The organism is Hymenobacter sp. IS2118 (assembly GCF_000715495.1).
GTDB lineage: Bacteria > Bacteroidota > Bacteroidia > Cytophagales > Hymenobacteraceae > Hymenobacter.
The window spans coordinates 13,167-27,791 of sequence record NZ_JNLX01000006.1 but is presented as its reverse complement, the minus strand read 5'-3'; the positions used below and the strand labels follow the sequence as shown (position 1 = coordinate 27,791).

Sequence of the window (14,625 nt, the reverse complement as noted above, 5' to 3'; positions counted from 1 at the left end):
AGTTCGTTAAAGATTAAAAACCCAGGTTCAGGCCGGCCAGAAACACGCGGGGCTGGGGATACACGCCCAGGTCCACGCCGCGCGAGCCCACTTCCGGGTCAAAGCCCGTGTACTTGGTCAGCGTCACCAGGTTCTGGCCGCTCACGTAGAGGCGCAGCTGCTTGCCGCCGATGCGCTCGGTGAGGGATTTGGGCAGCGCATAGCCCAGGGTGAGGGTTTTGAGGCGCAGGTAGGAGCCGTCTTCGAGGTAGTAGCTGCTCACCTGCAGGTTGCCGTTGGGGTCGCCGGCTACGGCGCGGGGCACGTCGTTGCTGGTGCCGGGGCCGGTCCAGCGGTCCAGCACGCGGCTGCTGCCGTTGCTGTTGCCATACAGGGCGCTTTCCAGAATGTAGCGGTTCTGGTTGTAAATCTGGTTGCCCTGCGAGCCCTGGATGAACAGGTTCAGGTCGAAGCCCGCCCAGCTCACCGTGTTATTCATGCCGTAGGTGAAGTCCGGGTTGGGGTTGCCGATGAAGGTGCGGTCCTGCGCGTTGATAACGCCGTCGCCATTGATGTCCTTGAAGCGGATGTCGCCGGGGCTGGTGGCCTTGTTGGGGTCGGCGTTCACGGTTTGCACGGCGTGGTTGCGCACGTCTTCCGGCGTCTGGAACAAGCCGTCGGCCTGTAGGCCGTAGAACGAACCAAAGGCGTAGCCCTCGTCGTAGCGCACGATAACGCCGCTCAGACCGGTCAGGCCGTTGTAGGGCTCGCCCACGCCCAGCTTGTCGAGCTCGGTTTTGTAGGCCGACAGGTTCAGGGTAGTGGTCCAGCTCAGGCCCGGGCCGCTGCCCTGAATGTTGCGCGAAGTAAGGGAGAAGTCGATGCCACGGTTATAAGCCGAAGCGGCGTTGCGGTTCACGCTCTCGAACGTGCCCGATACCAGCGACACGGGTACTGGCGCAATCAGGTTCGGCGAGGTGCGGTCGTACAGGTCGATGCTGCCCTCAAAGCGGTTTTCAAGGAAGCCGAAGTCAATGCCGAAGTTCGTCTGGTTGTTGTTTTCCCAGCGCAGGTTGGGGTTGGAAAGGCGGGTGGGGGCGGCGCCGTTCACAATAGTGCCCGCGGGCCCGAAGGCATACTGAATGCCCGAGTTCACGGTGAAAAGGTAGGCGAAGCGACCCGCGTTGTTGGGGTTGCCCACTCGGCCGTAGCCCACCCGCACTTTCAGGTTGCTGACCACGTTGTTATCCTTCAAAAACGCCTCTTCCGAGATGCGCCAGCCCGCCGACACGCCGGGGAAAAAGCCGAACTGCTCGCCGGGCGGGAAGTTGCCGGAGCCGTCGTAGCGCGCGATGGCCGAAAACAGGTACTTGCCCGCAAACTCGTAGTTGAGGCGCGTGAAGTAGCTGGCCAGGCGCGAAGATGGGTTGATGGTGCCGCCATTGCCCAGTTGCTGATTCACCGGCCCCGAGCTGATAACCTGCAGGTCATTATTCAAGTAGCCCGTGCGGAAGGCCGCCACGTTGCTGAAGTTGAACTCCTGCGCCGACTGACCCAGCAGGGCCGTCACCTGGTGCTTATCGCCGAAGAGGTGGTCGTAGGTCAGCGTGTTCTCAATCAGGTAGCTCGGGGCGTACGACGATGTGGCCGTGGCACCGGCCGTGGCCTGCGTGTAGCGCGTGTTGTACGTGTCGGAGCCGATGGTCAGCTCCGGCACGCCGGGCCGGAACGCGTTGAAGTTGTCGAAGATAAAGTCGAAGCCCACGTTGGTGCGGAAGCGCAGCCCTTTCAGCGGCTCTACTTCGGCGAAGAAGGTAGACAGAGCCCGGTTGCGGGTGAACTTCTGGTTGGCGATGGTGGCCGATGCCAGCGGATTCTCCTCAATGAAGTTGTCCTGCTGGCCGCGGGGCTCATAGTAATAGCCGTCGGGCCGGAACAACGGAATGATGGATGGAATGCGGATAGCCTGCTGCACCGTGCCGTACTCGCCGTTGCCGGCCGTAATCTGACGGTCTTCGAGGTGCGTAAGCGAGATGCTGTTGCCGAATTTCAGGTACTTGTTGAGCTGCACGTCGCCGTTGGCCCGCAGCGTAAACCGCTCAAACTGCGACCCTACAATAGTGCCGTCTTGCTGGAAGTAGCTGCCCGAAACCGCGAAACGCGCCTTGTCGCTGCCCCCGGTAGCCGAAAGTGAGTAATTCTGAATGGCGGCCCGGCGAAACACCTCGTCCTGCCAGTCGGTTCCTGCGCCCAGTGCCTTGGGGTCGCGCAGGCGCGGCACCACAATCCGCTCGCCGCCCGCAATGCGGTTCTCGTTGTTAATCACCGCGTACTCTTCAGCCGTGAGCAGGTCGAGCTTGCGCCATACCTGCTGCACGCCGCGGTAAGCATCCACGTTCACAGTCGAAACACCCGCCTTGCCGCGCTTGGTGGTGATGATAACCACGCCGTTGGCCGCCCGCACGCCATAGATGGCCGTGGCTGAGGCATCCTTCAGAATGTCAATGCTTTCAATGTCATTGGGGCTGATGGCATTCAGCTGGTTCTCGCCGGCGTTGTCGGGCAGCGGGAAGCCGTCCACTACGTACAGCGGGTTGTTGTTGCCAGCCGAGGTAATGCCCCGCACCCGCACCGACGTGCCCGAAGCGCCGCCCGGCGCGCCCCCGTTAGAAGTAACCGTGACGCCGGCCGCCCGGCCTTGCAGGGCCTGGGTAGCATCGGCCACCGGCTGCGAGGCAATTTCCCGCGCCGATACCGACGACACGGCGCCCGTTACGCTGCCGCGCTGCTGGGTGCCGTAGCCCACCACCACCACTTCACTCAGCTTTTGGGTGTCTTCCAGCATGGAAATGTTCAGCGTGCTGGTGCCAGCCGAAATCACGGTGGATTGGGTAACGAAACCCACAAAGCTGAACACCAGGGTGCTGCCTTCGGGCACCGTGATGATAAAGCCGCCGTCCGAATTGGTGCTGGTGCCCACGGTGGTGCCGCGCACCAGCACGGTTACGCCGGGCAAGCCCGTGCCATCAGGTCCAACTACGCGCCCCGAAACGGGCACATCGGCCGCCGGGCTGGCATAGTGTGGTGCTGGCGCGGCCACTGCGGCCGTTGCCAGGGCGGGCAGCCCGCAGGCCAGCAAAACCGCAGTGCGGCGTGCCAGCGCAATCATGTAAAAATTTCGCTTCATGGTGGGAGTAATGATGAGTTGAGCGAACGGTGAGAAAGGTTGAGTTGAGCTGAATCGGGGGGCGCTAGTTGGATGCGCCGCTCGCCGCCGGGCGGCTGTTGGAGGCCGGGGTCTTGCCGGCTGCGTAGCGGAAGCGCGCCATCTGCGTGCCCACTCGCAGGGTGTACCAGCCGTCTTCCAGCTGCGGGCGGCCCTGGCCGTTGGGGTAGCTCAGGTCGCGCAAGGGTTCGATGTCGAAGGTCAGGTCGCGGCTTTGGCCGGCGGCAAAGGCTTGCTTCTCAAAGTGCTTGAGCATCCGCACCGGCCGGGTGACGCGGCCCACCTCGTCGGTCAGGAACCAGAGCACGGCTTCCTGGCCGGCGCGGGCGCCACTGTTGGCCACGCGCACCGTGGCGCGCAGCCGGGCGCCGGGGCCCGTGAGCACGGTGTCGCTCAGCGTCAGGCCCGCGTAGGCATAAGTGGTGTAGCTCAGCCCCTCGCCAAACTCCGTGAGCATGGTGCTCTTGTACTTGGCATCCCGCTTTTCAAAGCCGGCGCCAAAATCGCTCAGGTCCAGGCTGTTCTCGTTGTTGTCGTGGTGGTAGTTGGAGATGTGGCCAGCAAACTGCGGGTAGGTGAAGGGCAGCTTGCCGCTGGGGTTGGTTTTGCCACTGATGATTTCGGCCAGGGCCGTACCGCCGCCGTAGCCCGGCAGCCCCGCCCAGATAATGGCCTTCGTACCCGCCGACACGTTGCGGATGATGCCGGGCCGGCCACCAATCATAAGCAGAATGGTGGGCTTGCCGCTGGCTTGCGCGGCCATAGTCAGCTGCTGCTGGTCGTCGGGCAGGGTCAGGTCGGAGGTATTGCCCAAGCCCTCGGTGTAAGGTCGCTCGCCCAGAGCCAGCACGATGGCATCGGCCTGTTTGGCGGCGGCTGTAATAGCCGTCAGCGTCAGCTTGCCCGCCGCGTTGCGGTAAGGCATCGTTTCGACTTTGGCGTTGGGGTATTCCTGGCGCAGGGCTTCCAGCAGCGTGGGCACGTCTTTGGGATATTCCGCCTCCGGGCGGCCCTGCCAGGCTAGCGTCCAGCCGCCAGCCAGGTTAGCGCGGGAGTCAGCCGAAGGCCCTACTACCAGCAGCCGCTTCACGCGGGCGGGTGCCAGGGGCAGGGTATTGTTATCGTTTTTGAGCAGTACCACCGACTCCCGGGCGGCGGCCGTAGCCTGAGCGCGCAAGGCCGGGTCGCCCACACGGGAAAGCCGGTCGGCGCGGGGCATGGGGTTTTCAAACAACCCGATTTCGTCCTTCATCTGCAGCACGCGACCCGCCGACAGGTCGATGCGGGCCTGGGAGATGCGGCCTTCCTGCACCAGTTCTTTCACGAGGCGGCAAAAGGTGGTGGTGTAGGGCGTCATGGCCATGTCCACGCCGGCGTCGATGGCCATCCAGGTGGCTTCCTTCTCGTTAGGTGCCACTTTCTGAATGCGCACCAAACGGATAATGTCCTCCCAATCAGTCACGGCCACGCCCTTGAAACCCATTTGGTTGCGCAGCAAATCAGTCAGAATAGCTTTGGAAGCGTGCACTGGCTCGCCGTTTATTTCGCCCGAGTTAATCATGATGGATTTCAGGCCGGCATCGATTGCGGCCTGAAACGGCGGACGGAAAAACTCCTGCAGCCGCTGGTCCGAAATCATCGCATTGGTGCGGTCCCAGCCGTTGCGGGGGTCGGAGTAGCCAATAAAATGCTTGCCGGAACCCGCTACTTTGTAAGGTGCTATTTCCGAGTTGTTCTGCAGCTCCTTCACAAAGGCCGCGCCCATGCGGGACGCCACCAGCGGGTCTTCGCCGTACGTTTCGTAAAAACGTGGCCAGTAGGTATTAACGCCCAAATCAACTACCGGGGCAAACACCCAGTGGTGGCCCAGGTCGGCCGATTCCAGGACTGTGGCGCGGGCCGTCTGGCGGGCCAGCTCGGGGTTGAAGCTGGCGCCGAGGTTGATGTTGTGCGGGAAAATGGCCGTGCCCGCCACGTAGCTGGCCCCGTGCATGTGGTCGATGCCGTAGATGATGGGCACGCGCAGCCGCGATTCCCGCAGGGCAATGCGTTGCAAGGCCGCCGAGTAGCGCACCCATTGGGCGGCTGGCACGGCTTCCCCATTAAGGAAGGAGCCAATGTGAAATTCCCGGACCAGCGCGGCAGCCTTGGCCGAATCCAGCACCACGTCTTTTTGCACTCCGGTGGTATTAATCACCGAAATGTTAAGCTGGGTCATCTGCCCGATTTTCTCCTCCAGGGTCATCTTTGCCAGGAGCTCACGCACCCGCGGACTGAAGGCCGAGGTGGCGGACGCCTCGGCAGGAGCTGCCGCTGATGCCGGAGTAGTAATTGCTTGCGTCGTGGGAACGGCTCCGCGCTGACAAGCTACCAGCAGCGGCAGGACGAGCAGGGCGGCGCGCCACCGCAACGGGCGCGCAACACCCGATAGCAACTGGGGTCCGCCAGTTGCGAAAATGTAAGTGAGAGCAGGGCGAAACACGGGCATTTGATGGGAAGTGTTATCCAAATGTAGAGCAGTGTGTTTTGCTAATGCAATCCTAAAAGGCCCTTAATCAGCTGTTTTGGCTATTTTTTATCTTGTGGGGCACATTGGCTATACGCTTGCCGCACACGTAAAAAATCCGGATTCTGACTTGATTGGGGTAACATAGCGTTTTGGAGTAATTTGTGTGAACGCTAAAAAACAACGAGAAAAAAGCGCTCAATGCCAAAAAAAAATGCCGTTCCGCTCACCGAAGTAACAAGCAGCCACATTATCCGCTAGAGCATCTGCTAAAGCCGGATAGTTTCGCAGTTTCGCGCCACAATCGTTACCGGAAGTTTGTCCTCTGAATTTGCCCGTCTTACTCCTCTTCTATTTCAGCCAACTCCACTTCTGCGGCACCATCCAGTAGTACATAAGTCCAGGCTTCCCCTACTTCAAAGTCGGTGGCCATGCGGCGGCGCTGCAGGGCTGCCAGCACTTTCTGGGCGAAGGCCCAGCTAGTGGCCTGCCGAAGCTCCAGCACGCGCGCCAGCTCGGCAGGCGAATAGTTGCCTCTGTGTGCGTGCAACAGGAACACCGCATACAGCGCTTTCACAATCGAGAATTTGCATTTTTGCAATAAAGTACCCGCCGTGGCCGACTCCACGTACCGGCAGCGGGTGCAGCGTCGGGCGTAGGGTTCGCGGGCCTCGCAGCTCTTTTCGTGGCCACACTTCCGGCAACGGTAGCCGCCGTGGGCCCATTTCAGGTCGGCGAGGTAGCGCAGGCAGGCGTCCTTATCAGGGTAAATCTGGCTGAACTCGCCAAAGTCCACTTCCCGGGCTTCGATGCGGGCGGCTTTTTCGGCGTGCAGGTCGCGGCTAAGGTCGCCGTTCAGCTTTTCGATGGCGGCCGATTGCAGTGCCAGCAGCCCATTGGCTTCGAGCAGCTCCCGGTTGCGAGCCGCTACGGTGTCGTTTTGGTGGCGTAATTCTGTAGTTCGCTGGTTAACAAGGGCTTCCAGCTCGGTATTGAGTTGGTCCTTGAGCTCTTGGTTTTCCTGCATCTGCACCACCAGGCGGTCCTGGGCCTGGTGCTTTTTGCGCAACTGCTTGAGCAGGCGGTGCTGGGTGAGCAGCGTGGTGTCCATGATGCCCTTTATTTTCTCGCCCAGCGCATAGCTCAGCACCACTACTTCGAGCACAAACGCCACGTACAGGCTGTAAACGGTGTAGGCGTTGTTATAAAAATCGATACCCAGCTTGCGCATGATGAGAAACAGGAGGCTGGCCGCCACCAGTCCCTGGCCCAACAGCAGGTAGCGGGCCGGCTTCAACCCATTTTTATAAGCTTGAAAGCCAGCATAATAAATCATTCCGTACGGCATCAGGTACAACCAGAAGCTAAAGCCGGAATGGATGATAGCAGCGTCGAGCAGGAGCAGGGCGGTGCTTACGCCCACCACCCAGCGTCCCAGGCGGTGCAGGGTCGGCAGCCGGGAAGCCGTATCCAGAAAGCCGCTGGCATAGGTGGCAAACGTGAGCAGCAGCAGCACCGGCGCCACGGCCCCGATGAAGTAATTGAATCCTGGCGCGGCGGCCCATAAGTACTGAAATCCCAGGCCGTCTTCGGTGAGAAAAAGCAACGTGCCGCTCAACACGTAGAGCACATAGTAGAGGTAAGTGCGCTCTTTCAGAAAAAAGAACAGAATGAGGTTGTAGAGCACCATGATGCACAGAATGCCGTAGAAACCACCTAGCAGCCAGTATTGTAGCGACAATTCGGGAATGAGGCCGTCGCCGCTATGCAGCATGGCCCGAAAGCTGGTGCGGGTTTCGGAGTGCAGGCGCAGGTAGTAAGTGGCCGTTTGGCCCAGCCGGGGCGGCAGGTCGAAAAGGAAGTTTTTGTAGGGATGCGGGCGGGTGGCAAAGGGCAGGCTGGCACCCGTGGCTACGCTGTCGTAAGGCAGCGGTGCACCCGGAGTTGCAGCAGTAAGAGAGGGCCGGAAAAATACCGCCCGACCAATGTGCGAGTCGTAAAGCTCGAGGTACCAGGTGGCCGTTTGGGTGGCCGGGTGGCGCACCGTGATGCGCAGCCAGTAGGTGCTGCTGGGGTGCTGAATGTTGGGGGGCTGCTTGGAGCCCTGTAGGGTATGAAAGCGCCGGGTCCAGGCCGGAGATTGCACGTCGGCAATAGTCAGGCGGCCCGTTGGGTCCTCCAGCACGCTGTAGTAATAGTCCTGCAGGTAGATAAACGGCAGCGCGGGATTCACCACCAGGGTGTCTTCGGGCGCGGCAGCGGCGCGCAGGCTGGCGCTCAGCAAGACGAGAACAACCAGGACCGTGCGAAGGGCGCGCTGCCAGAAACCCCTAGCTGGGTTAGGAGTTTGCTGGTCCCGAAATCGATTGCAGTAGTACGGCATGGGGCATCCAAAGTACAACAAGGCCCACGAAAGGTCGAGTCATGGGCTCCTCAGAGCCGACTAAAAGGTGGTCCGGATTACAGCCGGAACTGTGCTCCAACCTTGATTCCGAACGTTCTTGCCCCCGGCGAGTCGCGGTACGTGAGTCGGTGAATGAAGTCAACCCGGACGAATTTAAAGATGTTTTCCAGGCCGTAGCCTACCTCCACATAGGGCTGCCGGCCCAGGGGGCGCAGTATCGGGAGCAGCTCGCCGTTGGTGTCGGTGCGGGGCTGCTCGGCGTTGGAGGCCGACAGGCCACCGTACAGAATGTTGGCCGTGCCCACGAAGCGCAGGTTCAGGCGCCGGATGCCGGGCAGGCTATTCAGAAAAAGACCCTCAAAATGCTGGTCGAGTCGCAGCGAAACCGACCGGTCCGACACAAACTCGAAGTAGTTCATCAGGTTGAAAGCGTTGCCGTTGTAAAACGGGGTTTGGTTGCCCAGCGGGGTTTTGAGAATCAGGTAGGGCACCGGGTCGGGTATCAGGCTGCCCTCAATACGGTAGCCCAGGCGGCCCAGCTGGCCCACCGACACGCTGTGCGTCATCAGCAGGTTGAATTTCTGGTAAGCTGGCGAAGGCTTGGTGTTCAGCAGATTGCGCGCCCCGATGATGTAGCGGAATGAGAATACCGGCCAGCGCTTGAGACCTACCGGCCGGCGGCGGTTTTCGCTCTGCACCAGGTTTTCGTCGGGGGCGTAGCGCGATTCGAACACGATTTCCGACAAGCCCAGCTGCCGGGCTTTGGGAGCGGTGGGGCCGCGCAGGTCGGTGGTGAAGTAGGCGAAATCGTGGAGCGGGGTAATATCCTGGTTGCGCACCGTGAGGTACTGCGTGAAGCCGTGGAACAGGTCGCGCTGCATGCTCAGCGACAACAGGTTACGCATGATGGGCTTGCCTTCGCGCACGCGGCCCCAGCGCGAGGCTGCCACGAAGAGGTTGTTGGATGAGAGGAAGTCGTTGTCAAGCAGCGCCGCCTGTTCCACGTCGTGGCGAAACTCCGCGCTGATGACCGTCCAGTGGCGGCGCTCGGCGATGAAGCTGGTTTGCAGGTCGTACTTAAGCTTCTCATCCCTGGTGCCGTAAGCCACATAGCCCTGAATCAGCCAGTTGCGGCTAATTTCGGGCGTGGAGCGAAAACCAAACCGCAACCGGTTGCCCTCGTAGTCGTTGCGCGAGTAGGTGTTCAGAATCGGGCCCAGGTCCCAGCGACCCACGCGCTTGTAGCCGTTCACGAGCAGCTCAATCCAATCGAGGGCGTTGCGCACCGAGGGCAGCTGCTTGGCCGAGTCGAGCACGGTAAAGGTCTGGCGTTCCGACAGGCTGAGCGTATCGGGGCGATGCAGGTCGAAGTAGCCACCCGTGGTGCCCGGAATGGCGCCGCCGGGCAGGGCGTTGCCCGCGCGTGCAACGGGCTCCATCAGCGACGAAACCACGGGTTGGTCGTAGAAGCCGCGCTCGGTATGCACTTGGTCGCGCACAAAATTGCTGCTCACCGTGGTGAGGCGCACCAGCATGGCCGCCTGCTTGGCCGAGGGCCGCACGCTCACCACCAGCTTGGTGCGGGTGGGCAGGCCGGGGCCGTTGGCGGGTGAGGTGAGCTCCTGAAAAATGCGGAGGTCGTCGATGAAGTTGAGGTTGGCGTTGGGGCTGGCCACGAGGTCGGCCCGGCGCAGAGCGTAGCCTTCCTGGGTAATCCAGATGGTGCCTTTGAAGGCCAAATCGTGGGACCGTTTGGGCGTAACGGCAATTTTGTAGCACCAGTCGGAGCCCACCAGCACCGAGTCTTTCAGGTCGTAATCGTAGGTGAGGCGGCCGCCTTCGGCAATGGGCGAGATGAAATCCTTGCCCATCACGTTCTGCCAGTTGGGGTAGAAATCGAAGTTCTGGAAGTTCGAGCCCAGCATTTGCGAGAGCATGGAGCCCTCGCGCGGCCCCACGCCCCGAATCTGCTTGTGCCGCAAATCTTCGCGCCGCCGCAAGGGCGTGGTTCGCTGGTAGACCCGTGATTCTACTTCCGAAGCAAAAATGGGTAAGGGCGCATCCTCGTCGGAAGCTGCCGCTGCACCCTGACGCACGGCCAGCGCCCGAATATCTTTGATAATGCCGCGCTTGGCCATGCCAGCGGGCAAGTCAATCAGGCTGGTTTCGATGCGGTTATACGAATCGTACTCAGCCGCTTGCAGTGCTTGGCGCGCGTTTTCGGGTTTGTGGCGCTGCACTTCGCGCAGGATGCGAAAGGCCGGGTTTTCGGGTTGGCGCGAGCTCACCACCACTTCGCCCAGCGTCACGCCCCCGGCCCGCAGGCGAAAAAGCACCGTCTGAACGGGGGCAGTAGTCAGCTTGCGCCGCTGCACGGCAAAGCCAATGGCCGAAGCCGCCAATGAATCGGGCGCGCCCTCCAGGGCCAGCTTGAACCGGCCGTCGGCATCGGCCGTGACGCCGGTGCTGGTGCCGGGCACAAATAGAGAGGCAAACGGCACCGGTTCGCCGTTCTTCGCCTCTACCACTTGGCCGCTTAGCACTATCCGCTGGGCTGCGGCTGGCATTGCCCACAGGCACACCAAGAGCAACGAAGCAAGAAATCTCATACGTAGTACAGATTGGCCAAATGCGTGGTGCGACAGTAGACGCGCAATCTACGTAAAGCGGGGCGGCCTCCCAACTAGTTCCGACGAGAATTGTCAGATTGTGCCATCGGGAATTAGTGTATTCTGCTAAAAACTTGTTCATCAGATAAATGGCGACAGTTTTTTGGGTGGCAGCAGAAACTTCTGAAGTGCCGGTGAAATTCGGTGCGGCCGGTGCCGGGCAACTTCCCGGCTCAGCCGGCCAGCCAGATTTCGGTGCCGGGCAGCAAGTTGGCGTCGGCGGCGCCCAGGTCGAGCAGCAGGCCCCGCACCGCGCCCTCGGGCCGGGTCACTTCCTCAACGGTGGCCGTGCCGGAGCAGCCAGTGCCAACGGCCCGCCGCAGCTCAACGGCCAATGCCGTGTGCAGCGCGTAGCCCGCCAGGTGGGGGGTGGGCCCGGCGGGCAGGGCCAGCAGCCCCAGGCCCGGCAGGGGCCAGGCCGCGGCCACGCGCAACAGCAGACAGGTAGTGGGCATGGGAGTGGTCGAAGGGTAAGAGGATGCATGAAAATAGGCAAACACTTATAGCGCAAAGCCCCCAACTGCTCCGCACGGAGCAGTTGGGGGCTTTGTGTTGGTGCGCCAACAGCTACACTTCCACTTTCAGCGTGGCAGGGGCTTCGGTTATTTCAAACAGCTCGCCGTGGGGCACTATCGTAATCTGGCCGTATTCCTGGAGTAGCATTTTATAGGCGTCGGCCACGGGGCGGGGCTTGCGGTCCAGGTCGAACAGGCCGCAGGGGTTCACGGTGCCCTCTTTGCGGGCCAGGCCCTTGTCCCAGTCAATCTGGTCGATGAGGGAATACCAGTTGAAGCCGAGCACGGGCACGCCCTCTTTACGCATCCGCAGGATGTTTACCCACTGCTTCCACAGCCACGCGGGGGCGCCGTCGGCGTCGAGCACGTTGGTTTCGGTGTGCATCACCGGTTTGCGGTAGCGCAGGTAGTACTCGTGGGTGATGTTGTACCAGCCCAGCACGTCGATGCTGGTTTGGATGGTGCCATCGGGCAGCATAATTTTCTCGTTGCGGCCGTAGTAGTCGTTGCCCATTATCTGGTATCCGGGGGGCTCGCCGGCCATGAACCAGTCGTACTCGCGGCGCGTCATGCCGTTGTCATACAAGTAGTTCAGTACTTCGCCTTCGGGGTGGCGGGCATAGAGCAAGTCGAGCGAGGCGAAGCGCAGCTTGTTCCATATTTGCACCTCATAAGTGTGTTCGGCGCGCAGCTCGTGCGTGAACTCCGCCGACTCGCTCTGCACGATAATGCAGTCGGGGCGGTGCTTGGCAATCTGCTGCGTGCCCATGATGCTGGCCGCCACCAGGTGCTTCAAGGCCGTCACGAAGGCTTTGTCGGTGGTCAACTGCTCGTTCCAGATGCCGTCTTTGGCGCTGAGCTTGGCCGTTACGTATATCTCGTTGATGGGCGTGTAAAACCGCACCCAGGGATAGCGCTTGGCCACGGCTTTGCAGTAGGCCGCAAAATGCACCGGCAGCTCGGGGTTCTGGAAGTTGCCAATAAAATCGGGCACCCCGAAGTGCATCAAATCCAGAATCGGGGTAATGCCCAGCCGCCGAATCTCAGCCATGGCCGCATCGGCAAATTCCCAGTCGTACTTATTGGGCCCAAGCTGAATCTTGTAATAGGGCAAGCCGTAGCGCAGCACCTTCAGGCCCATTTCCTTTACCAGGGCCAGGTCTTCCTTGTAGCGGTTGTAGTGGTCGCACTCGGCCAGCAGGTCGCGGCGGGTTTTGCCGTTATCGATGGTGGGGTAGCTGCACTCAATGCCAGTGGCAAACATAAAGTTATTGGGCAGCCCAGTGGGCAGGCCGTTGCCGTTGTGCCCTTGCGCGCCGCCGTACTGGTCGCCCTCGTACTTGCCACTGCCGAAATGGTCTTTGATGTTGGTGAGAAAAGATTTCATGGAAAGTGCTAAAAGAACAGAAACTCCCCTCCTTTTTTAAGGAGGGGACGCTTACGCGAAGCGTAAGCTGGGGTGGTGCAGTCGTTGCACGACACCCGAACACTCCCGCAAGACTTGTTCGTCCATCGTGCAACGACTGTACCACCCCCGTCCGAGTCGTTGGCTCGAACATCCCCTCCTTAAGAAAGGAGGGGAGTGGTCGTTCAACCGTCCCGGCGCTGCTGGCTCTCCAGAAACTTGTCGGCGGTGCGCAGGCTCAGGGCCATAATGGTGAGGGCCGGGTTCACGCTCAGCGCGCTGGGAAAGGTGGAGTTATCGGAAATGTAGAGGTTGGGCACGTCGAAAACGCGGCCGTTGGCATCCACCACGGCATCGTCGCCGCTCAGGCCCATGCGGGCCGTGCCAATGACGTGGGCGTAGCGCTGAAACGACCAGATGTCGGTGGCACCGGCAGCTTCCCAAATGCCGCGCATGATTTTCTCGGCGTGGGCGTTCATGCGCTGCTCGTTTTCCTGGGCCGTGAAATGCAGGCGGGGCTTGGGCAGGCCGCGGCCGTCCTTTTCTTCGGCCAGCTCCAGGAAGTTGTCGGCGTGGGGCAGGCAGTCGCCGAGGATATTGATGCCGGCAATGTGGTTGAAGTTTTTCATGTAGTCGCGCAGCTGCTGGCCCCAGTACTTGCGGCCCCGCGCCACCTGCCCGGCAAATGTCACGGGCATCACCCCGATGCTTTGCAGCAGGTAGCCGCCCACAAAGTCGGCCCCGGCCGGCCGGTGCGTATCCTGCGAAATAAGCCCGCCGGGAATGCCTTTGTTGGGCCGCACTTCGTCGGCAAACGTGCCCCATACCTGCAGGCCGGGGTGGGCCATGAGGTTGCGGCCCACCTGCCCGCTGCTCAGCCCCAACTCGTTGAGCAGCAGCAAGCGCGGCGTTTCCACCGAACCGCCGCACAGAAACAGATTGCGGCAGCGCTGGCGCTTCTGCTCCCCGTTGTGCGTGTACACCACGCCCGTGACGCGGCCGCGCTCGTCGCGCTCAATCTCCGTCACGAAGCTGTTGGGCTGAATAACGGCCCCGTGCTTCACCGCCAACGGAATGTACGTCACGTCCATGCTCGACTTGGCTCCGTTGGAGCAGCCCGCCTGGCAAAAGCCGCGGTTGGTGCAGGCCTCGCGCCAGCCCACGCCGTCCTGGTAGTAGCGGGCCGAGAGGGCCGCGTTGGCCGCCGGCGAGGTCTTGATTCCCATTTTTTCCGCGCCGCGCACCATCAGCTGGGCGGCACTATTGAGGGGCAGCGGGGCCATGGGGTAGCCCTGGCTGCGAGCGGGGCCCCACGGGTAAGGTGTGGGGCCGGATACGCCAATAAAGCGCTCGACCTCGTTGTAGTACGGCTCCAGTTCTTCGTAGCTCACGGGCCAGTCCTCGCCCTGCCCGAAGTCGCGCCGTACGTGCAGGTCGTCGGGCAGGGGGCGGGGCGTGTAGGCGGTGTAGTGCAGCGTAGAGCCGCCCACGCCGGTACCGGAGTTGTTCTTGCCCATGGCCAGCGGGTCGGCCCCAGCGGCCAGCCGCTCATCGTTCCAAAATAGGAAGTCCTGGGCTTTTTCGTCGGTGGCGAAGTCGGTGGTGGGGTTGTGCCAGGGTCCGGCTTCCAGCGCCATCACCTTTAGGCCGGCCATGGCCAGGCGGGCCAGCAGGGGCGCGCCGCCCGCACCCAAGCCAATCACCAGGCAGTCCACTTCATCGGCTTCGGCCGGCACGGCCTGGGGCTGTTCGAGTGGAGTGGCAACCGGCGCTGCTGCCGGCGCGGGTTCGTCGGCCATCAGCGCGCGCAGTAGCGGGTCTTGAATTTCGGGTTCAACGGGGCTGAGGACGCCTTCTTCTAGGATTTCTTCGTCGGGCATTTTATCAATGAGTGATTGAGTGATTGAGTAACTGAGCGAAT

The 14,625-nt window shown here is 61.5% G+C and carries 7 protein-coding genes; all 7 read right to left on the bottom strand.

Going from position 1 to position 14,625, the window contains the following annotated elements; all coding sequences use genetic code 11:
- Positions 1-13: 13 nt before the first annotated feature.
- Positions 14-3,166 carry a SusC/RagA family TonB-linked outer membrane protein gene (locus GM79_RS00415; protein ID WP_081867468.1) on the bottom strand — a complete coding sequence of 1,051 codons (3,153 nt, stop codon included), beginning with the start codon at positions 3,164-3,166 and terminating at the stop codon, positions 14-16.
- 64 nt (positions 3,167-3,230) lie between these two features.
- A complete protein-coding gene (locus GM79_RS00410; RefSeq protein ID WP_161787082.1) occupies positions 3,231-5,687 on the bottom strand; it encodes a glycoside hydrolase family 3 N-terminal domain-containing protein in 2,457 nt (818 codons plus the stop codon).
- A 364-nt stretch (positions 5,688-6,051) separates the two neighbouring features.
- The gene (locus GM79_RS00405; protein WP_035557398.1) at positions 6,052-7,995 is read right to left on the bottom strand and encodes a 7TM diverse intracellular signaling domain-containing protein; all 1,944 of its coding nucleotides are present in this window, start codon (positions 7,993-7,995) and stop codon (positions 6,052-6,054) included.
- A gap of 176 nt (positions 7,996-8,171) precedes the next feature.
- Positions 8,172-10,724: a DUF5686 and carboxypeptidase-like regulatory domain-containing protein gene (locus GM79_RS00400; protein WP_081867465.1), complete on the bottom strand. Its 2,553-nt coding sequence runs from the start codon at positions 10,722-10,724 to the stop codon at positions 8,172-8,174.
- 233 nt (positions 10,725-10,957) lie between these two features.
- The gene (locus tag GM79_RS00395; RefSeq protein WP_035557392.1) at positions 10,958-11,239 is read right to left on the bottom strand and encodes a hypothetical protein; all 282 of its coding nucleotides are present in this window, start codon (positions 11,237-11,239) and stop codon (positions 10,958-10,960) included.
- A gap of 112 nt (positions 11,240-11,351) precedes the next feature.
- Positions 11,352-12,686 (bottom strand): family 1 glycosylhydrolase, encoded by a 1,335-nt coding sequence (locus tag GM79_RS00390; RefSeq protein WP_035557389.1) that lies wholly within the window; start codon positions 12,684-12,686, stop codon positions 11,352-11,354.
- Between the two features lie 203 nt (positions 12,687-12,889).
- On the bottom strand, positions 12,890-14,584 hold the full coding sequence (locus tag GM79_RS00385) for a GMC family oxidoreductase (protein WP_081867464.1): 1,695 nt from the start codon (positions 14,582-14,584) through the stop codon (positions 12,890-12,892).
- Positions 14,585-14,625 lie beyond the last annotated feature (41 nt).

Coding starts and splice junctions, on each gene's coding strand:
- GM79_RS00415 (WP_081867468.1), bottom strand. CDS start 3,166: ATGAAGCGAAATTTTTACATGATTGCGCTGGCACGCCGCACTGCGGTT.
- GM79_RS00385 (WP_081867464.1), bottom strand. CDS start 14,584: ATGCCCGACGAAGAAATCCTAGAAGAAGGCGTCCTCAGCCCCGTTGAA.
- GM79_RS00400 (WP_081867465.1), bottom strand. CDS start 10,724: ATGAGATTTCTTGCTTCGTTGCTCTTGGTGTGCCTGTGGGCAATGCCA.
- GM79_RS00395 (WP_035557392.1), bottom strand. CDS start 11,239: ATGCCCACTACCTGTCTGCTGTTGCGCGTGGCCGCGGCCTGGCCCCTG.
- GM79_RS00390 (WP_035557389.1), bottom strand. CDS start 12,686: ATGAAATCTTTTCTCACCAACATCAAAGACCATTTCGGCAGTGGCAAG.